General features: G+C 61.7%; 15 protein-coding genes. 3 read left to right on the forward strand and 12 right to left on the reverse strand.

The features are described 5' to 3' along the window. Positions 1-107: 107 nt before the first annotated feature. The 11 genes from ACWJIO_RS08245 to ACWJIO_RS08295 form a co-directional block, all read right to left on the reverse strand. The gene (locus ACWJIO_RS08245) at positions 108-4,346 is read right to left on the reverse strand and encodes an AMP-binding protein (RefSeq protein WP_480312711.1); all 4,239 of its coding nucleotides are present in this window, start codon (positions 4,344-4,346) and stop codon (positions 108-110) included. A gap of 1,058 nt (positions 4,347-5,404) precedes the next feature. Next, entirely contained in the window at positions 5,405-5,914 is a 510-nt protein-coding gene (locus tag ACWJIO_RS08250; protein ID WP_480312712.1) for an FUSC family protein, read from the reverse strand. 40 nt (positions 5,915-5,954) lie between these two features. Beyond that, positions 5,955-7,775 (reverse strand): alpha/beta hydrolase family protein, encoded by a 1,821-nt coding sequence (locus ACWJIO_RS08255; RefSeq protein ID WP_480312713.1) that lies wholly within the window; start codon positions 7,773-7,775, stop codon positions 5,955-5,957. Continuing rightward, positions 7,776-8,750, reverse strand: a complete 975-nt coding sequence (locus tag ACWJIO_RS08260; protein WP_480312714.1) for a hypothetical protein — start codon at positions 8,748-8,750, stop codon at positions 7,776-7,778. Positions 8,751-8,826: 76 nt separating this feature from the next. Next, entirely contained in the window at positions 8,827-9,504 is a 678-nt protein-coding gene (locus tag ACWJIO_RS08265) for a TIGR02117 family protein (protein WP_480312715.1), read from the reverse strand. Positions 9,505-9,612: 108 nt separating this feature from the next. Further along, on the reverse strand, positions 9,613-10,251 hold the full coding sequence (locus tag ACWJIO_RS08270; protein ID WP_480312812.1) for a DUF1349 domain-containing protein: 639 nt from the start codon (positions 10,249-10,251) through the stop codon (positions 9,613-9,615). A gap of 706 nt (positions 10,252-10,957) precedes the next feature. Next, entirely contained in the window at positions 10,958-11,422 is a 465-nt protein-coding gene (locus ACWJIO_RS08275; RefSeq protein ID WP_480312717.1) for an Hsp20/alpha crystallin family protein, read from the reverse strand. 702 nt (positions 11,423-12,124) lie between these two features. Next, positions 12,125-13,333: an FAD-dependent oxidoreductase gene (locus ACWJIO_RS08280; protein ID WP_480312718.1), complete on the reverse strand. Its 1,209-nt coding sequence runs from the start codon at positions 13,331-13,333 to the stop codon at positions 12,125-12,127. Next, on the reverse strand, positions 13,330-14,376 hold the full coding sequence (locus tag ACWJIO_RS08285) for a glycosyltransferase family 2 protein (RefSeq protein ID WP_480312720.1): 1,047 nt from the start codon (positions 14,374-14,376) through the stop codon (positions 13,330-13,332). Before ACWJIO_RS08285 ends, ACWJIO_RS08280 begins: the two co-directional genes overlap by 4 nt. After that, positions 14,373-14,831: a sugar 3,4-ketoisomerase gene (locus tag ACWJIO_RS08290; RefSeq protein ID WP_480312722.1), complete on the reverse strand. Its 459-nt coding sequence runs from the start codon at positions 14,829-14,831 to the stop codon at positions 14,373-14,375. Before ACWJIO_RS08290 ends, ACWJIO_RS08285 begins: the two co-directional genes overlap by 4 nt. Then, a complete protein-coding gene (locus ACWJIO_RS08295) occupies positions 14,828-15,568 on the reverse strand; it encodes a phytanoyl-CoA dioxygenase family protein (protein ID WP_480312723.1) in 741 nt (246 codons plus the stop codon). Before ACWJIO_RS08295 ends, ACWJIO_RS08290 begins: the two co-directional genes overlap by 4 nt. A gap of 107 nt (positions 15,569-15,675) precedes the next feature. Between ACWJIO_RS08295 and ACWJIO_RS08300 the strand changes: the two genes are divergently transcribed. The 3 genes from ACWJIO_RS08300 to ACWJIO_RS08310 all read left to right on the forward strand — a co-directional run bounded on the left by ACWJIO_RS08300 (position 15,676) and on the right by ACWJIO_RS08310 (position 18,204). Beyond that, positions 15,676-16,467, forward strand: a complete 792-nt coding sequence (locus tag ACWJIO_RS08300) for a prohibitin family protein (protein ID WP_480312725.1) — start codon at positions 15,676-15,678, stop codon at positions 16,465-16,467. Positions 16,468-16,483: 16 nt separating this feature from the next. Then, entirely contained in the window at positions 16,484-17,434 is a 951-nt protein-coding gene (locus ACWJIO_RS08305; protein ID WP_480312727.1) for a hypothetical protein, read from the forward strand. 182 nt (positions 17,435-17,616) lie between these two features. Next, on the forward strand, positions 17,617-18,204 hold the full coding sequence (locus ACWJIO_RS08310) for a phosphate-starvation-inducible PsiE family protein (RefSeq protein ID WP_480312728.1): 588 nt from the start codon (positions 17,617-17,619) through the stop codon (positions 18,202-18,204). Here ACWJIO_RS08310 and ACWJIO_RS08315 read toward each other — a convergent pair. Beyond that, positions 18,191-20,437 carry an FdhF/YdeP family oxidoreductase gene (locus ACWJIO_RS08315; protein ID WP_480312729.1) on the reverse strand — a complete coding sequence of 749 codons (2,247 nt, stop codon included), beginning with the start codon at positions 20,435-20,437 and terminating at the stop codon, positions 18,191-18,193. The two genes, ACWJIO_RS08310 and ACWJIO_RS08315, sit on opposite strands and share 14 nt — an antisense overlap. Positions 20,438-20,446 lie beyond the last annotated feature (9 nt).

A 20,446-nucleotide genomic window follows, 5' to 3' on the forward strand; every position in this document is an offset into this window, starting at 1 on the left:
GCCGAGAATGTGGGTACTAGACAAGTTGTCATGCTATTGCTTAGATGAGGATAGTAAATTGACGCATTCCGATGACTTGAGCTGGTTGCTAAGTATTGCCAAAAATCTCAAAAGGTATCCTCAGCTCGAATGTCTCGTCCAGGTTCGAGTGGCTGCGTGATTGGAACCGAAGAATCATTTAGATACTCATAGCCTGTGGATTGATAGGTGGAGTCTGGATCAAGGGTCCTGTAACGCGCTTTGCGCAACTCGCGGTCCGCCTTACTGATCATGCGCAGGTGATAGATGAATAGATCGACGATAGGGGTTGCACCTTGATTGGCATTCAGTGGAATCCAGGAACCATGGAGTTTTCTATCATCAAATTCATGATCATAGCGAGACGCGAACAGACGTGGAACAGTCTTATTCCCCCAGATCCCATCCACTCTGACCTGATCCCAACGATCCCAACACTCCAGCAGTCTCAGTCCCAGGCCCCATTCAGTATGAAGATGTGCTTTACGGAGGATGGGCAATAATCTTGACCTGAAGTTAATTTCTAGTCTTTCATCGGCATCAAGGACAATGAACCAGTCGGCGCCATGCTTGCGTGCTGTCTCGACCAGACGACGCCGATCGCCGGGCTCATCCCAGACATGATCAGGATGATCTGGCTTGTGGATGAGGTCAAGGAGCAAGGGCTGCGTTTCAACAAATTCGCGAGATCCATCCGAGGATCCATCATCAAGAGCAATGACACCGTCAACCTTGTTTTCTAAATGTCGAAAGTATCCGGGAAGATACTTGATCTCATTGCGAAAACGAAGCAAAGCATGGATCACAGGCTTGCCATCAACCTCTTTCTGATACCTCCCCTGATTTGTCTGTCCGCCAATAGATCGTTGGTAGATTCGTCCGGCATTAAAGACAACTTGACCAAAGAATAGTGAATGACGAGCAAAGCGTAAAATCCAACGATCGTCTTTGGTCAGGGCCAGCTTGGCAATCGCTAAACGATCCCGAAGCCCCATCTTGGTTGCGGCGCTCCAAGACACCAGAGAACGTTGACGGCCCGTCCAGGAAAAATAATCCCTCGCTGCTTCATACTGTCGCCCACGCTTGAAGCGATCATGGACAAATGCAATCAAGTTGCGTGGATGTCTATGGGCTGTAACCACTGAAGGGGCCCAAGTGAGTTTCAGTTTTTTGCCAATACGTGTCAAATAATCAGTATCCTCGCCGACTCGGAGATCTTCTCTAAAATAGCCGTAACTACGAAATATTCTGCGTTCAAAACTCATCCCATAGTGGACTGTATCTTCAGTTGGTGTCCCAGGCAGTCTACGGCAATACAGCAGGAGGTGATTGATCCAAGCCCAATAGCATCGATTGCTGCTCGGTACGAGGGCGGATGATACTGCCGCAGCGCCTTCAAGATGAAGCCGTAGCCTTTCGAAGACCCAATTTGGCATGGCAATACAGTCATCTGCGAGATAACTGATGTACGGTGCCGTTGTTGCCTCAATTCCGATGTTACGAGCTGTACCCACAAAGCGTCTCCATTTACGATGGATCACGGCAACGTTCATGCCTGCAGCTTCCAGGCGCTTCTGTGGTGATTTCCCCCCTGTACTGACAACAAGAATCTCGGGTTGAGGGACTTGCAACAAAAGTGAGCGAACGGCATCCACTACATAGGGAGAGTCTCCCACTGAAATCACAACAGAAGCCATCAAAGGCTTGTGGCTCACGGTGCCTTCTGCGTGTGTTGATCGCCGATGTTTGGCAACCACTTTGGCGATGATCCTGCCCAGGGAGGCCACATGTTCGGGGTTGAAAAATCGACCATGGCTGCCCGAAATCTCATGATAGCGATAGCCCTTGCAATAACTCTTCTTGAAGTTTAGGTAGACAGCTTGTTCATTAGTATGGGAAAATGGGTTAAACTCGCTCTCTGCTCCAAAGATCACTGTCACTGGAGAGACGCTATAGGAGCCGATCTCCCGCTCCTCCATCAGGATCAAATGCTGCACATGCCTGCCTGAATAGGTAAGCACTTCAGCCACACGTTGCATGATGCGTGCAGCTTGGCAATTTCCGCCCAATAGGAATGAGCCAGAGGGTTTCAGATCACGCAGTTCACGGGCAAGAATGGTTGCAAGAGTATCAATATTCTCCGGACTATTCTCAAATGAAAGATGTCCAGAACGCATTCCATATAGCGCAATATTCGGTCCTACTTCTGCTGCAAGTCTCTCGAACTCATGAGCGCCTTGAAAACACCAGAATAGTGAAGTTGTATCGGCCTCTAATTCTTTAGGTTGACGCCATCTAAAAACCAGTGACTGACTGTATTTTCGGTAACCGGGCCAGTTCTGAATCAGATCTAATTGACGATTCCAGATGGCTTGCTCACCCAGATTGAACTCCGATGTGGTCGGAAGTCCCGGGAAGCAATCAGAATAGCCACAAACGATCGATTTGTTCTGTGCCTTGACAGTGTTAAATCGGAACAGATCTCCAATTGGAATAGACCGGTCTAGCCAAGACTCCATCTTGCTCAAAAGCTCACCGGCTTTCAGAGAGTCTCCGCCACAGTCGAAAAAGTTCGTATTTCGGTCAAAGGAGGAGTGCCCTAGGACCGCACTCCATAAGCCTGCCAAGTGTTGTTCTGATGGAGAATAGTTAGAACTGTCGTCCCCAGACTGATGATTCTCCACAGATATCAAGGTCAGCGGACGCTCTCCAGGCTTGGTGCCTAGGGCCATGGCTGCCAACTCTCGACGCTTGATCTTGCCGATGGGTGTTCGAGGTAACTGACTGGCTGCAACAAAGTAGATCTTGGTCGGAGCTACTCCCATGAACTCGCCCAGACGGCGGTTAACTTTGCCGGCAAGTTCCATGCGAAATGAATTTGGCATGGCTGAACAAACGAACAGCACATAGCCAGACAATGCCTGCCCAGCTTGGCGATGTTCCTCTGGTTGGATCGCATAAGCATGATCTACGCCGTTGACTTCTTCGGCGGTTAGTTCGATGAAGCGTGATGGATATTTTCGGGCATTCAGAATAATGGTCTCCTTAAGTCGCCCAGTCAGCTCAAGAACTCCATCCTTGAAACGACCTAGGTCACCGGTGTTAATCCAGCCGTCTTCAGAGAAAAGTTGCTTTGTGCCCTCAACATCACCATAATAGCTAGAGGCCATGCTTGGTCCCCGAACTTGGATTAAACCTCCTGACGTCTCAGCAGCCAACTCAAGATTCTGATCCTGGTTGATTCTGATCTCGTGCCCCTGCATGAGATCAGTTAGGGCAAGACTATAGGCTTGAAAGTCTCTTGCCTTGTTGAAGACTTGTCCACTCATGATCGGCCCACATTCAGTGAGACCGTAGCCCTGGGAGTAGCAATTCCGATCAACATTAAACTCATCAAGCACCTCGCTAAATGCCAGTAGAGTTTCAGACTGAATCGCTTCGGCTCCCATGCCAATGGCCTTGATGCATGATAAGTCAATTCCTGCTAAGGCCGAGAGACCAGCCTTTTTGATCGCACTGGTTACCAGTCGCATCCCAAAATTTGTCATTGAACAGTGGCTAACCCGATGCTGATCGGCCAGTCTCAGCCAAATCAAAGGATCTTTGATAAACGATGTTGGATGAATGATGATCTTCTTTTTCGCATTCGGGCTGCAGCCAGAAAGTCCCATGGTGTGGTTAACCGGCGCCCAAGATAAATAAATCACATGACTTCTAATTGTAGAGCTATCTGGCCACCACCTTGCACGCACTGCCCGATCGGATAATTCGACAAGCGAGGGTTGCCCAGTGGTTCCCGAGGTGGGGATCAGAATTCTGGGCGCTGTGGCTAGAGATCGATGGATCATCGGTGGCGTCAAGCCATCGGTCCAAACATTGTCTAACGAGATCCACTGGGCTTGAGGAGCATTGCTGAGTAGAACAGTTGTGGCACGTGATGCCTCATTGTCGATGATGTAGAGACTTGGATGGGACTCTATTCGGGACAATATATGTTCAAGAACACGCTTATCAGCTTTCGAATTCTCCGTTTCTGTTTCAATTGGTAGTGCAATATAGTCTCCAAGAATGCATGCCCACAGGATGGAAACAAATGCAATCCTGCTATGGCATTTGATGATAATAATGCTTCCTGGCGCTACGTTCAGTGCCTGAAGTGTGGCCAAGTGACGCAAGGCCTGCTCCAGCACTTGTGCATAGTCTGTGCGCTCGAGGTGTCCATCCTCGTGGCCCAGCAGGTATTCCCCTTTGGCTCTCGTGGCCTCAAGAAGGCATTCACTTGCAGTTTTCATACCTTTCCCAGAAAGTTGGCTGATCACTTCTTTCACGGCATTGTTACTCTTCACTACAATGGCGGCAGGGCCTGTGGCTAGTAGGCATTCGCGCAGGAATTCTGGCTGGGAACTGCCCTTCGTTCCTGCCCTTCAGCCGGCGGTGAAGGCGACGTGAAAAGTGCAATCTCGCCGTGTCGTCTGCTAATCATCTAATTGCCATAATACTTTGATCCAGGTCGCCAAGGCAAGCATTGTCAAAAGCTGCAATGCGCCAACATCGGGTTCCGATGAGCACAGACTTCGCTCATCAGGAGGCATCTGCGTTGAGAAGGCAGGTTGTCCTCAGCATTGGGCCGGTGGCGGCAAGCCACAGGGCAAGAAAGGCCTGAATCTTGCCCATGTCACCCTTCACTTGCCTCTCCTGTTCTTCTCCGCGTGCTTGAGGCCCATCGTGCTGACCCTGGCTGAGGTGGTCTCAAGCTGGGTGAAGTTGAGCCAACTCTCCTGCACGTGCCGTTCTCCTTGCTGGCCGCCCCGAGTTCTTGTCTCGTCGCATGGTTTCCTTCCGCTTAGACGGGGAATCGGAACCTCTGGTGCCCACTAAAGTAGAACACACTGCCCCTGTTATCAGGCTTCGATTACGGTCTTCTGATGTCTTGGAGCATGGTGATTCTGATCGTGGCTCCTGCTTTGACTGCTTGGATATGTCATGAAGCCATTTCGGGTTGTCAGCCGACTGTTCGGGATCCATGTTGCTGCGCCACTGGTCCTGTCTTGGACCCCCGGGCTGCCTAGGCTCGAATCTTTGCCTTGTTGTCAATGCTGGGACCCCCTTCCTGGATCAAGCAGTCAAGCCAGCTACTTGCCGCAATGAAGTCAACTTTCTCTTCTCTGGCTTCTTCACTATATCTCACAAGCGATACACTTGCTTTTCTGCGTGTCTGCTTGGGCCAATTGATAGCCGTGGTCAACTGTCTTTCACGGTGAAGACTACTACAGACACACAGTTGCTCGAATGATTGTGTCTGGCTGCGAAGCTGTCTGGCTCAGGAGCTGATTCGGCTGAGGCTATTCCTGCCCAGCTGTTGATCGCCTAGCCGCTGACCGGCACTTCATCTCTTTGTGGAGCGGCCGCCCCCTGCCAGCGTCTGATCCCCCGGCCATAGGGCCGTTGTGGCGAGGCCAACCACGATCCCCAGTGACACTTCCAGCAGCCGGTGCAGGCCCACCAGCCAGGTGGGCTGCCCACTCGTCACCAGGACCACGACAGCCAAGGTGACGCCACCAAACCGGTAAGCCGCCAGATTGAGTTTCAGCACGCCACACAGCAGGCCCACCACGAACACACCAATCGCAAACGCCAGGCTTGCTGGCGCGATGGAGCTGGCCAGCAGTGCGCCGAAGCATGAACCCAGCATTGTGCCGATCAGCCGATCTTTCGAAACAGCCCAGGCGGCTCCGAGGCTGGACTGCATCACAATCAGGGTGGTGATGGGAGCCCAGTAGGCATCAGGAAGACGAGCCAGGGTGGCCAGCCCCAGTGCCAGCGTCGCAGCCACTGTGGTGCGGGCCGAGTGCAGGGCCCAGGCGCGCATCGTGGCTGTCGCAATCCAGGAAACCATGCGCTGACTCATGCCTTCTGGCCTGGAATGGAGGATCGCCTCAGCGGCGGCGCAGCAGTGAAGCGGTGCGGGTCTGGTTGACCAGGGAGCGGCCGAGGTAGGCGGCGGCCTTGTCGAAACCCGCGACCGGCCCGTAGATGAACAGGCGGCCCGAAAGCGATGCCTTGTTTCTCAGACCATCAATGTAGATCCATTCCATCGCGGCGGCCGGCGAGAGCAGCTGGCAGTAGTGAAAGCCCCTGGCTGCCGCAATCAGGCTGTCGAGTGGGGTCTTCATCACCGTGGCGCTCACCCCAAGCACCAACCCCTCGGGCTGCTGCTCATAGCGGTAGCTGGGGTAACTCCAGATCCACAGGGGACCAATGGCCGGGCGCACCGTGTCGCTCTGCATCACCATCGGCTGACCCAGGGCCTCAAACCGTCGGCGGCTGTGCTCATCACTCTGACCCAGGGTCCAGCGGAATACGGCCTCGTTGATCGGCTGGGCGCGGGAAGGCCCGTCCGTGCTGGTGAAGTCTGGATCCGGCACGCCCCCATGGCTCCAGAAGGACTGGCGCGAGTTCAGTTTGCTGCGCAGCGAAAAGGCGGCGATCGGGAAGAAGCCGGTGTCCAGCACCGTGAACAGGCCATACAGGGCCTGGGTGACACTGGTGACCGCCACCTGGCAGGGGTTTGGGGGCACACAGTGGGCCGAGATCTGGGGAACGTGGACCGGAGGCTTGGCGAAAGGGTTGTAGGTGTAGCTGCGGTGGAAGCTGTCGAGGGCTGTGAGGCCAAAGCGCGTGGGAGATTCCGGCTCGCCTGCCATCAGCCCATTGGCGTGCTCCTGAATCCAGGGGGAGTAAGGCGTGCAGCAGGGATCGGTGCGGCTGTTGGTTTCTGCGGTGTCGTAGCAGGCCGGCTTGAAGCCGTTGTAGCCCTCCATCTGCAGGGCCGCGATCAGGGGGGCCAGCCAGCTGGCGCTGTGGGCCACCGCCTCCTCCAGCACGGGACTGACGCTGGCGGACCCCTCGTTCAGGCAGCTGGGCAGGAAGGCGGCCACCAGCTCAGCGATGCGCTCGTGCGCCGCCGCTTCGTCCGCGGTGGGCACCAGATCGAAGGCCTTCACGTAGGGCACGGGCTCGCCGGAGGCGAACTGCATATGGCTCACTCCCTCGAGCGTCACCACCGGAAACTGCTCGGGCTGGCTCTGAGGGGCGGCGTTGATCCGTTGCAGCCAGGTCGCCACGGCGAAGCGGCTGATCCGGGCCAGCCCATCGAGCGTGCCGGCCAGGGTGAGGGTGGGCCGTGGGTAGTCGATCAGGGTGCGGCCCTGGGCATCGAGCCCGCTGAGATTCCAGCGGCCCAGGAATGACCCCATCAACACCTGGCCGATCCCCTGCTCGGGGAAGGCCTTGAGGAATTTCTGAATGGCGATGCCCCCCACTGAGTGGGCGACGAACAGACAGGGGCTGCCGGCCGCCATGCCGCGCTGCTCCAGCGCGCGGCGGGCCTGGGCCACCACCAGTGGGGTTTCACGCGGAATGGGCGAGTCGCCGAGGAAGCGCGGCAACGCCACCCAGAGTCGCCGCGAGGCGCAGTGGCGCTGGATCGCTTCGGCCACGGGGCGGTAGCGCTCGGGCGGGATCCCTTCCCCCTGGATGAACACCACCGCGAGCTCCGGCCCGGTGGCCTCGGTGGGTTCCAGCACCAGCGGCTCCCCGTTCCACCCGAGGCGATAGGCGAGCAGAATGAGGCCCATCAGCAGCAGCAGCCCGCCGCTCCACCAGGCGGCCGGGGGAAACAGCCAGGCCAGCAGCAGGGTGAGGGCCAGCAGGGCCGCGACCAGTGGTGATCCGAGCCAGAACAAGCGGTTGATCACTCAATGCACCCCCACGTTGACCATGTGCCAATAGAAGAGGCCATACAATCCCAACCCCAGCGTGAGCAGCACAAAGGCGATGAAGTGTTGCCATTGGTTGAAGGAAGATTCGGCCACCCAGCCTTCGTAGGCGCCTCCGGCGGCCACCGTGAGGGGGGCCAGCAGAGCCAGCCAGGGCACCAGCCAGGCCGGCACCACGGCGGCGAGCCAGGGCAGCAGGGTGGGGGGCCAGGCCTCGGCGATGGTGGGGCCAAAGAAGTGGTGGCAGGCGATCAGATTGGCGAGCGCATTGAGTGCAAACACGATCAGCAATGACCAGGAGAGCGGCAGCACCGGCCGCGCTTCCCCGTCGACGACGCGGAAAAACCTCGTGCGCGGTTCCGAAGGACCCAACAGGGCAATGGCGATGCCTCCGAACACCAGCAGCAAGGGCAGGGGCTGGGCACCAAACACGCCGAGGGTGAAAAAGCCGAGCCCGGCGGTCTGGAAGCTGAACAACATCTGGTAGGCCACAGCCCGCAGCCAGGCGTTGTTGAAATTCGGCACCAGCACCTGGGCCACATCCTGGGATGGCGCGTTCTGCTGGAGGCCGAGGATGTTGCGGAAGGGAGTGATCTGCCAGCCTTCATACTCGTGCATCAGGATGCCGCTGATGCCGCCGCCGAACACCTGGCAGGCCATGCCCAGTTGCAGCCAGAACACCCGCATCAGATCGCCATCCAGATGGGTGGCGATCAGATCGGCATGCACGAAAATGTAGGCGAGAATCCAGAAACCCAGGGGGAAGGAGGCCCAGTGGATCAACTCCACCAGGTTGAGCACCAGGGGGCGTGCCGTGCGGGCAAGGGCGGGGCTGAGGGAGGTCTTTGGAGCGGCCTTCTGAAAGGCCCAGGGAAGCGGCGGGTACACCAGGTCTGGCAGGTCCAGCGGCGAGCCGGCAACTGGAGCCCGGGCAGAGCGGGTGGAAGGGGGCATGCCGAAATCTCAATGCAGAATCATTTCTGAGGAGAGTAATCGGATACTGCCGCAAAGCGATCAGCAAACATACTCACTAACCAGGGTCTTCAGGACTGGGCCTTGAAGTACAGTGCTGTCGAAGTGCTCGAATGGAACGCATCACACTTCCGGATGTCAGGGTGAGTGGTGGTGACAGATCGATTCCAGCACTGTTCAACCCTCCTGAAATCCATGTGTTACATGTGTTCAGCAAGGAATAGTTTCCCCGCCCGGCATAGAACTGACTATTGCCGTAGAGGCCCCGGCCCAGTTGTATCACGTTACCGCGCTGGTCGCGGGCAAAACTGTTCGACACATAGGTGACGAGTGACTCAACTTGCTCTTTGGTGAGACACGTGTTGAGAACCTCCATGGATTGAAAATATCGCGTTGGGGAGCCTGGAACTGCTGCAATATGCAGCACAGATCCTGTTGAGCGAACGATGGCCTGAGCGGCTAGTTCGGCCGAGGGGGCCGGGGCTTGGTAAAACTCCCTATCTCCCCAGCCGATTTCATAGTAGCCGGTAGAATCGAAGCGCTTCCCGAGTTCAGGAATGGCCTCATTCAGATGACTTGCTGGAATGATCAGGCCGGCATGCCAGCCATGATTCACCACATACACGAGATACGACCGCACGGCATCAGCTGGCGCATGTGAGGGTTGCACAAAGGAAGGGGCTTGCGTGCATGCCGTGACTGCCACCGCTGCCAACAGAATTCCAGTCAGTTTCATGGTGCTAGGGCATGACCATGCACTGCTGCATTGACGTGGAAACCAGTGGTGCTAGCGATTGGCCGTGGGGATGCATCCACCCGTGATTAAGACCTGCTTTCATTCTATTCACAACGCACAATGTGCTGTCCAGGTGCATGACTCAAGCGTAAGCTGTGTAAACTTGGCCTTGAATGTCGAGTTACCTGGGCTACAGGCATAAAGGCCAAACCTGATGCTGTTTTTCGTTTGTATGGGTGGGTTGACTCTGCCCATTGCTTCTGTCGTTGCGCCTAGTGAGTGCATGTGAAAAATCCGCATCTGAGTGAATCTGTTTCCATTCAGTGAGTACTCGACCAAGAAATCCGGGCCGCGGCGACTAAGGCGATACCAGATCTCGGAACGACTGCTGATGTCTGTTGTTGACCAGTCCGAATAGCCATGGTTGGTGACCACGCAGCCAACCCTGGAAAAGTTGGCGTTCTCGTATTCAATGGAACACTTGAACCAATGATCTTGATCGCTATAGATGATCAAGCCGCATTGGTCAAATTGTTGTCGGTACTGAAAATTTGCTTTGGATGTGAATGTGAAATTCTGATTGGACTTGAAGAGCAGCGCTGGCGCATTATTATTTCTGAAACCATAGTAGGTTCTCTGCCACAAGTCCGTGTTGGGCTCCGTGGTAATCTCAACGCTGGCGCGTGTAACTGTGTACTGTTTTGGCGTGTTAATCCATTCTCCTGTAGCCAAATCCAGGTCCAGCATGAGGTCGCTACTGAGGGACTGCAACAGGTCATTCAGACCCCGATCGCTGAATTCTGACAGCAGACAAGGGCATGGATGCAGGCAGCGGTATCAAAGCAGGCAATGGCATGAAAGTAGGCACTGGCGTTGAGTGTTCGGATCCGCTAAGGGAAAACTTCCTGGGAAGGCTTGCTGGGCAGGAGTCTAGGTCACTGATCTGATCAGAAGCACGCTCTCCGGTTCCAAGTCCATCCGGCAAGTGGATCTCCAAAGGATCATCACTGTTGCTTGCTGGCACCGCTTGGAATGGCTTCTAGCCGGCCTTTGTGCTGCACGAAGTCTTCTTGATCACGTTGATCAGCGGTTGGCATCAGTCGTTTCTGATCTCAACCGCGGTTTCAGTGTTGAATCGTGATTGATTCTTCCAATGGTGCTGTCTGCCAGGCGATCTTAAGGTTTCAGCAGATGGACACAACGAAGCAAAAGGCGAAGTGTTCACGACGACTCCCCCGCTTCTGGATCCGTGCCTGCCCCATCTCCCCATGGCCATTGAGCCAGGCTGGGGCCTGATGCCTTGAGGCGACCAGGTGCGCTGTTGGCGTTGTTCGCCTGGCCTGGCGCCAGGCGCCCGGCACGAAAAGCCCCCGGGACCAACCGGGGGCTCAGTGTTCTCAGACCTGTTGCGGTTCCTTGCTCCTGTTCGGGGACGATGGGACGCCCCAAACTGTCAACCCTCCACTTTCACCGACACGCTGGTGTGTTGCGGGGCCTTCGGCGCCGTCACGGTGAGCACGCCGTCGCGGTAGACGGCGCTGATCCTCTGGGGATCAATCGGTGTTGAGAAGCGGAAGCTGCGGCTCCAGGTGCCGTAACGGAACTCGCTGATCAGCAGTTGCCGCTGGCTTGGGGCAGCGGCTTCAGGTTGGGGCCCAGCCTCGGGGCTTGGCGCGTTCTGAGGCGTCGAGTCCTGCGCGGAGCGCCGCTCGGCGCTGATCTGCAGGGTGCGTTCAGTGGCCTTGACGTCGATGGCGTCGCGGTCAACGCCTGGAAGTTCCAGGCCGATCACGTAGGCCTCGGTGTTGTCGTGCACCTCAGCGGCGGGCACGCGCCCGGCCTCCTGACGTTGCTGGGAGAGCTGTTCTTCGAGCCGATCGAACAGTTCAAAGGGAGAAGTGGTGCGCAGATTGAGCATGGTTCTGGTGGCGAAGTTGCTTGTGTGCGGGGTCTCATCGCCCCCGTGCAACAACCATCGCCCAGCTGCCCAGATGCTGGCATGGGGTGAACCGAACGTTCTGATTCGGCCCTCACGACAACTGTCGGCTCACCCCCATTGTCAGGGCGGAGAACCGAATCATGGCGTCTTGATCGGCCAGGCTTCTTGCTGATCAGGCCATCGTTCTGACCAACAACAAAGCCCGCAGTGGGGCTGCAGGCTTGGCCTGCCGCTGCGGACCGTCCGATCGCAACGGCAGGGTGTTGGGTTGGGGGAGCCGCTGGCGCTGGCACCTGGGGCCAGGTGTCCAAAGGGACGTTCCGCTGGGATCCGGGGCACCTGGGGACCAGGTCGAGGACAGGTCCGTTAAGCGATGCGGTGGATGGCGAAGGCTGGAGGTGGGGGCGGCGAAGCTGGCAAGGCAGCTTCACAGCCCTTCAGCCTGCGACAGGCCTGGAACGTCGGTGATCCGTTGAGAGTGTTGGAGCAGGGGCCGGATCGTCAGCGCGCTCCTGCTGTCTGCTGCGGGGGGGTGTCTTCCATCGGTGGAGCCTCCGAATCCCGATGGGTTGAGCTTGGTTCAGGTGTGCAGGTGCTGTCCATTGAGCCCCTGCAGCCGTCATGGGTCTTCACCGGCGGCCATGGTCCTTCATCAAGAAGGTTTTCAATCCGGCCCTGACCTCAGCCCAGGATCCTGGCGACGAGCTGGGTGGCCAGCAGGGGCGCGGAGGAGTACTTGCCGGTGTCCACCGAGAGGAAGCGGCCGCGGGCCTGCATCCCGAAGCGATCGCGGCGATGCAGGGTTGCCGCGGGGTCGGCCAGGGAGCCCCGGCCCTGGGCGAACACCCAGCCGCCTCGCACCTCCACCCGCTCGGCCCCATCCAGATAGGCGGCCATCCAGGGCGCCACCCGTTCCAGCCCGCTGCGCGTGGCGGCGATCAGCGCATCCGGGTCGCCATGAGTCGGCTGCGGTGGCGCCAACGCCTCACTCTCCACCAGCAGCCCCGCCTCGTACCAGGACAGATAGAAGCGCCGGCCGTCGTAGTTCTTGACGTCGCCGAAGGGGCCGAAGCCGATCACCGCCGAGGCCAGATCCGTGGGCTGGGCCGTGCTGCCGAACAGGGACACCCGGTAGCGGTGCGACCAGCCCGGAGCTGGGGGAAGGCCGGCCTTGAGATCCAGCGCCAGCCGTCCTTCCCACAGGGCATTGATCACCCAGCCGAAGGGCCCATCCGCCGCGCCACCGGCCTCCACCTGCCAGGGCCCGTCGTCACTGTTCAGCGGGCTGGCTCCGGTGACCCGACTGCCCAGACGCAGCTCGATCAGTGGTTCGGCCCGCAAGGCGGCGCTGAGCTGATCGGCCAGCCAGCAGGTGTCCACGGAGCGCTCCGGTGCGCTGAAGCCCGCGCTCACCAGCCCGGGGACCACCAGGCTGGCCAGCCGCCCTTCGTCCAGGCGGCTGACGCTCGCCTCGGAGAGGTCCACCAGGTAGTGGCGGCCCTCGGCTCTGTCGCGCAGCTCCCGGGTCAGCGCCTCAAAGTGGGCCGCCACTGCGGCGATGTCCACCACCGAGTCACGGTGCACCAGGTAGATGTCGTCGTGGCGGGTGGTGTGGGGGGTCAGGCTGGTGCCGATCACGGACTCCACGATCGGCGCGAAGGCCAGGCCACCGCTCAGCACCTGCCGGGCCGACTCCCCGCTGGGGTCTGCTGCGTAGAGGTAGCCCAGGTGGATCTTGCCCTCATTCCAGCGGCTGGCCCCCTGCAGCGGCTCCTGGCGCCCCTCGAACAGGGTCACCGCCATCCCCCGCCTGGCCAGCAGCAGGGCCGTGAGCGATCCCATGATCCCGGCGCCGAGCACGGCCACCCGCTCGGCCCGAGCCACTGTCATCCCTGCTGCCGCCAATCCAGCCGCGGATCGTGACGGCTGGCGGCCAGGGCCCGCTCTGCCCAGCTGGCCGTCTCGTCGGGCAGCCCGTCCTGGTCCCAGGTCACGGTGTCCAGCCTGGTGAAGGCCGGATGCAGTTCCGAGGGGGTCTGAAACAGGGGCTGCCCGGCCTCGTCTTCCAGCTGGCGGAGCCGCGGCAACTGGTTGAGCAGCAAGGCCTTGAGCAGGGCCCGCTGCAGCGGCCCTGGCTCCACCCGCTCCAGCACCAGGGCGGCCATGGTGTTCAGGTTGCGGCGGCAGCCCTCGAAGGCCCGCTCGGGCGGCATCGACCGCCAGCCATCGGTGAGGCCACCCGGCCTCAGCTGCCAGCGCAGGTAGAGGGTTTCGGCAACCGCCAGGGCCGGCCCTGCCGCGATCAGCCGGGCCAGGAAGGGCTCATTGGCCCACAGCCCGCCCGGGGCATCCTCCGGCAGGCGCAGGTCAGCCACGGCCGCCGAACGCAGCAGGCTGCGCAGGGGCGAGCCCCGTTCAGGGGCCAGGAAGAACGTGAGCAGCCTGGCGGCCACGCCGCCCCCATAACTCCTGGCGCTGGAGAGGTGGTCGCTTGCCCCGAAGTGGCCCATGTCGCCATGGGCACTGGCGGCATCGGGGTTGGCCTCCAGCACCTGCAGCAATGTCTCGGTGTACTGCGGCACGATGATGTCGTCGTGCATGTAGAGAAAGCAGTAGGGCGTTGCGACGCGCTCCAGCAGCGCGTTCACATTGCCGGCCCAGCCGCGCCGCTGCTGCTGCTCGATCAGCTCGACTCGCGGATCCAGGGCCGCGTGCCGCCGGACCTGGCCAGCCGTGTCGTCCTGGCCCCTGTCCACGGACACCAGGATGCGGCAGGCCTGGTGGGTCTGCCCGCGGGCAAAGTGCAGGGTGCGATCGATGAACTTCTCCGCCTCAAAGCTGGGGATCAGGATCGAGACCTCCGGCCCTGCCCCAATGCCTGCCCGTGGCAGCAGCCGGTGCAGCGCAGTGGCAAGGGCGGCACGGCGGCTCAAGGCGGTGCGTCCAGGTAGTCGCCCGGATCGTAAGGGGTGTCACACACCACCAGAAGGCAGGGTGCCGTTCCGGCATAGATCTGCTCGGCCCACACCCCGGCCTGGATCAGGCAGGCGTTGTGGCGTTCATCGAGCACAAAGGTGGCCGTGTCGCCGCTGCAGGCCAGGTTCACGGTGATGCGTCCGGAGCTGCGGATCAGCAACTGCTGGCCGTGGCGGTGGGCATGGCCGCCCCGCCGGGCCCCCCCTTCGGTGTGGACCAGAAACAGGCGCAGCGGCCTCAGGTTCAGATCCGCAAAGGTGCAGGGGGTGAGCAGCCCACCGCTGGAGTTGATGCCGTGCAGCTGCAGCCATTGGGCCCGCTGGCCGAAGGCGCTGCGCAGGAGCTGCGGTTTGGGAACGGCTGCGGCGGGACGCCGTCCGGGGCCGTCGACACCAGCCGCAGACGAGCTCATGATCCCCGCACCGCCGGAGCGGGAACGAGAGGGTTGAGGCCCCAGCGATCCTGGCCTCGCACCAGCTGGGCACCCAGGCCTGCAAAGGCGTGGGCCATGCGGTTGAAGTCGACGCGCACCCAGGCGGGCACGTAGCGGGCGCCCAGGCCGATGCGCCGTTGGCCCGAGGCGCTGGTTGGGGAGCTGTGCACCATCCAGCGATCGAAGAGCACAAACTCCCCCGGGGCGAGGCAGATCGGCACGGCGCGTTCCGCCTCGCCCGCCTCCAGCTCGATCGCCTGGGCGAAGCGGCCTCCGGTGCTGCAGGCCCGATGCTGCCGCTGACGCAGGTGAGATCCAGGCACCATGCGCATGCAGCCATTGCCCTCATGGGCGTGGTCGATGGCGATCCAGGCACTCACGCACTGCATCGGATCCAGCGGCCAGAACGCCCCATCCTGGTGCCATGGCACGGCAGGGACCCCTGGGACCTTCTCAAACAGGCGGCTGTGCCAGAGCAGCAGGTCTTCGCCCAGCAGAGCGGCCACCCGCTCCAGCACCGCCGGAGCCGTGGCCAGGCCATGAACCGGAGCGCAGTCGATGTGCCGATGCAACTGCGGGTCCTGGGTGGGGCCGGCACTGCCGAGGAGCGGCTCGAGGGTGGCCAGCAGTGGCGTGGCCCATTGCCCCTGGCCTCGGCTGCAGATCAGGAAACCCTGCTGCTCGAACTGTCGGCGCTCCGCCGCGGTGAGTGACATGGCCTTCACCCTCCCCGGCCCTGCAGGGGGTGAGGCTAGGTCGGGCCCTGCAGCCCATCTGTCTAGGGTCTGGGCTCACCCGGCACTCCGTCTTCATGCAAGGTTCCATGCGTCCAGCCGGTGGAGGGGGGCTCGGCTCGGCCTTTCAGCTGATCATTGCGGGGGCGCTCGCCCTGCTGATTCTGGTGAGCCAGACCATCTTCATCGTGCCGGCCGGCACCGTGGCGGTGGTGACCACCCTGGGCAAGGTGACCGGTGGACAGCGCAATCCGGGAGCCAATTTCAAGATTCCCCTGGTGCAGGCCATTTCCTTTTTTGACGTGCGCACCCAGGTGCGCCCCGAGCAGTTCTCCACCCTCACCAAAGACCTGCAGGTGATCGAGGCCACCGCCACCGTGAAGTACGCCGTGAAGCCCACCGAGGCGGGGCGAATCTTTGAAACGATCGCCACCGACAACTCCCAGATCTATGCGCGGGTGATCCAGCCTTCCTTGCTAAAGGCGCTCAAATCGGTGTTCTCGCAATACGAGTTGGTGACGATCGCCACGGAGTGGAACAGCATCTCCGAGCTGGTGCAGGACAAGGTGGCCGGTGAACTCAGCAAGTTCAACTACGTGATCGTGCAGGGCCTCGACCTCACCGGTCTGCAGATCGCCGAGGAATACCGGGCCGCGATCGAGCAGAAGCAGATCGCTGAACAGCAACTGCTGCGCGCCCAGACGGAAGTGAAGATCGCCGACCAGGAGGCCAAGCGCTACGAGATCCTCAACCAGAGCCTCGATGACCAGGTGCTCTACAAGCTCTTCCTCGACAAGTGGGACGGCCAGACCTCCGTGGTGCCCGCCCTGCCGGGGCTGGCTGGCGGCAGCCCCTCGGTGATCGTCAACGGCCGTCGTTGAGGGCGGAGCATCGGTCATGACCGGTCTGCTGGCCCTTTTGGCCTACGTGGTGCTCAAGGGCCTGGAGAGCACGGTGGTGCGTGGTCTGCAGCTGCAGGGCGCCGCCCATCCCATCGATGGCGCCAACCCGATCAGTGCCTGCAACCTCTTTTTCTTCGCCCTGGTGGTGGTGGGGGCCAGCAGCGTGGCCATCGACCGGCGGGGGATCCGCCGCCAGTTGCCCCGGCTGAGCCCGGCTCAACTGCGCTGGCTGGGGCTGGACATGCTGGCCGGGAGCCTGGTGGGGCCGTTCGGCAGTTACGTGGCGATCGAGGCCCTGGCGGTGATCGAGAAGACGCTGCTGTTCAGCCTGGTGCTGCCGGCTTCGGCGCTGCTGTCCCTGCTGTGGCTGGGTGAACCGCTGCCGCGCCGCTTCTGGCTCACCAGTGGTCTGATTGCCGCCGGCCTGGCCCTGGCCTCCCTGGGCTCGGGCATGCCGATGGCCAGCGGCCGTCTGGCTGGGCTGGGCTGGGGCCTGGCGGGGGTGGTGGGCTTCTCCTGCAGCGCCGTGACGGCCCGCCGGCTCGGCCGCGAGGGCCTGGGGATCGGCCTCACCACCGGCCTGCCCTCCCTGGTGGCGGCCCTGCTGTTTCTGGTGCTGGGCCTGGTGCTCTACGGGCCGGAGCACTTCATGCACCTGCAGCTCTGGTGGGTGGCGGGGGTGATCGGCCTCTACGCCATCACCCTGGTGCTGGGCAGTGAGTGGAGCCTGCGCCTCTGCTACGAGCACTTCAGCGTGGCGCGGGTGGCGATCGTGGGGTCCCTGACGATCGCAGTGGCGGTGCTGAGTGCGGCGGCCCTGCTGGGGGAGGCCGCGGGGCCGACGGTGCTGCTCGGCACGGGGGTCGTGGTGGGAGGCGTGATGCTGGCCAGTGGCGGCTGGCCGTCCCGCCAGGCCCAGCCGCCCAGGCCCAGGCCGCTGGCCTGATCCAGGGCTTTCGGGGCACGGCTGGTGCCGGGCATGGCCATCACTGCGATCATCAGGACTGATCGGAAATTCATTGACCCATAAGAAAACTGCCGGTTAACGTTCCGTCACCAACTCCAGGGCGTTCGCCTCTCCGCCTCAGCGCGGGCCGCGGATGTTCCGTCCTCTGAGCTGATTCAGTGATGACCAGCAGTGCCGCCCAGCTCCCCGCCGAACGACCACCCACCGCCGCCGTCAAGCCCATCTCCCCTGTTCCCCCCGTCGCCAAGGAGCCCCCTGTTGCCCCGGAACCCCCGGTCAAACTGGCCTGGTATCAGCAGTTGCGCCGCGTCCAGATCGTGCAGTCGTTGGAGGCGGTTCAGGACCTGATCGCCATCACCCTGTGCATGGGCATCTTCTGCGTGATGGTGCTGCAGATGAAGGTGTTGTTCTCTTCGCTGCTGCAGGAGCCGCAGTTCCATGAAATCACGGCAGACATCCTGTTCATCCTCATCCTGGTGGAGCTATTCCGCCTGCTGATCATCTATCTGCAGGAGCAGAGGGTGTCGATCGGGGTGTCGGTGGAGATTGCGATCGTGTCGGTGTTGCGGGAAGTGATCGTGAATGGCGTACTGGAAACCGACTGGCACCAGATCCTGGCCGTGTGCCTGTTCCTGGTCACCATGGCGGTGCTGCTGGTGGTGCGCGTCTGGCTGCCACCCACCTTTGAAGGGGTGGATCCTGAATCCAAGGTGTCGGCCCGTCTCAAAGCCGAACTCAAGGGCCACTGACCCCAGCCCGCACCAGCACGGGCACCCGCTTGAAGGCCGGGGTGCCCGAGCGGGGATCCACCCGGGGGGTCATCAGCACGTTCACCTCCGGGTAGAACATCAGCGCCGCCCCCTCGCGGATCTCGCCGGGAATGATCTCCACGGCTTCCAGGCTGCCGGCCTCCCCCTGCACCGTCACCCGCTGGTGGGCCTCCAGGCCTGCGCGGGCCAGGTCGCCCCGGTTCATCAGGATGGTGTTGCGGTGGGGCATGCCCCGGTAGGCATCGCCGGGTTGGTACACCACGGTGTTGTGCTGGGAGTAGCTGCGGGCGGTGATCAAGGCCAGCACCAGGCCCTTCTCGCGAGGGGCCAGGCCCCCGAAGTGATCGGGCCCCGGCAACGACAGCGCCGGCAGGGGCGTGGGCCGCATCCGCGCCCGCCCTGACGGGGTGGGGAAGTGGGGTCTGTCGAACACCCGCCCCTCCACGCTGAATTCCCTGTTGGTGGAGTCGATGGCGGCGATCGGGCCGTAGCCCGGCACGGTGCGGGCGATCAGCTCGCGGATGTAGGCGGGATCCTGCAGGCGGCCCCAGTCCAAGGGCTCACTGCCCATCAGCCGCCGGGCCAGCTCCGCCAGGAAACCCACCTCGCTGATCAGATCGGCCTGCTTGAGGTGGGTGCTGCCGGGTTCGTTCAGCCGCACGAAGTTGTTGCCCGACTCGGTGGTGGTGCGGTGCGGCGTTTCGAAGCGGTTGAACACCGGCAGCAGCAGGGTGGTCTGGGCCGCCAGGCCATGGAAATGGCCCTGGTTGGGCTTGGTGGCCAGATACATCACCGTGTCGATGCGGCCCAGGGCGCGGCGGGCCTGCTGCGAATCGGGATTGGCGCCCCAGAGGTTGCCCCCCAGACAGAGCAGCGTGTCCACGGCCCCGCTGTCGGCGGCCTCGATCAGGGCGCGGGTGTCGTAGCCGGGTACCCGGCTGAGGGGGCGCCCCAGCAGGGCTTCGAGGGCCTCCTGCATCGCCGCCCGCAGCTTCACCGACACCCCCATCGAGCCGAAGCCCTGCACGTTGGAGTGGCCCCGGATCGGCATCGTGCCCGCCCCGGGCCGGCCGGCATTGCCGCTCAGCAGGGCGGTGTTGGCGATCGCCTGCACATTGGCGGTGCCGTTCACGTGGTGGGTGATGCCCATCGCCCAGGCGAACACCACGCCTCGGGCGCGGCTGATCATGGCGGCGGCCTGCTCGATCTCCTCGCGGCTGAGGCCGCAGCAGGCGCAGATCGCCTCCCAGGAGGTGGCCTGCAGCGGCTCCAGCACTTCCTGCCAGTTCTCGGTGTGGGCCTTGAGGAAGTCCCACTGGATCGAGCCGGCCTCCAGCAACGCCTTCTGGATGCCCAGGAACACCGCCGTGTCGCTGCCCGGCACCGGTTGCAGGAACAGCGAGGCGATCTCCGACCCCCGCAGCATCGACTTGATCGGAAAGGCGGGCGAGCCGAACTTGAGCAGCCCCACCTCCAGCACCGGGTTGATCACCAGCACCGTGCCGCCCCGCTCCCGCAGCCGGATCAGCTCATTCATCAGCCGCGGGTGGTTGGCCGGCGCGTTGGAGCCCACCAGCACCACGCAGTCGGCCTGCTGCAGGCTCTCCAGGCTCACCATCGAGGTGCCCGAGCCGAACACCTCGGCCAGCCCCACGGTGGAGGGGGCGTGGCAGAGGTCGGAGCAGTCGGCCAGGTTGTTGGAGCCCCAGGCCCGCAGCAGCAGCTGCAGCAGGTAGGCGGCCTCGTTGGAGGAGCGGCCGGAGCTGTAGGAGGCCACCCGTTCCGGCGGGCGGCGGAAGGCGGCCTCCGCCAGCTCGAACACGTCGTCCCAGCCGAGCCGTTCGTAGTGGCTGCGGCCCTCGCGCAGGATCAAGGGGTGGCTGAGGCGGCCGAGGCGGTCAGCCTCCAGGGAGCTGAGCTGTTGCAGCTCCTGAAGGCTGCGCTGGCCGAACACGGCCTCGGGCACCGCCGGCTGCAGTTCGGCGCTGATCGCCTCCACGCTCTTGAGGCAGCGCTGCAGGGGCTCGCCCAGCTCGTCCCGGAAGCCGCCGTTCTGGCCGCCGGTGCCCCAGGCACAGGAGAGGCAGGCACTCTTGTGCAGCAGGGTCTGCCAGAGCAGGGGGCCCTTCGGCGAGAGGGTGGCCCTGGCCCAGCCGTCGATCACCGGCCAACCGCCGCCGACGCTGGGGGACCCGGGCTCGTCTGTCTTCACGACATTGCC

The sequence above is a fragment of the Paraciimarium castrense LEGE 11436 genome (assembly GCF_056633055.1).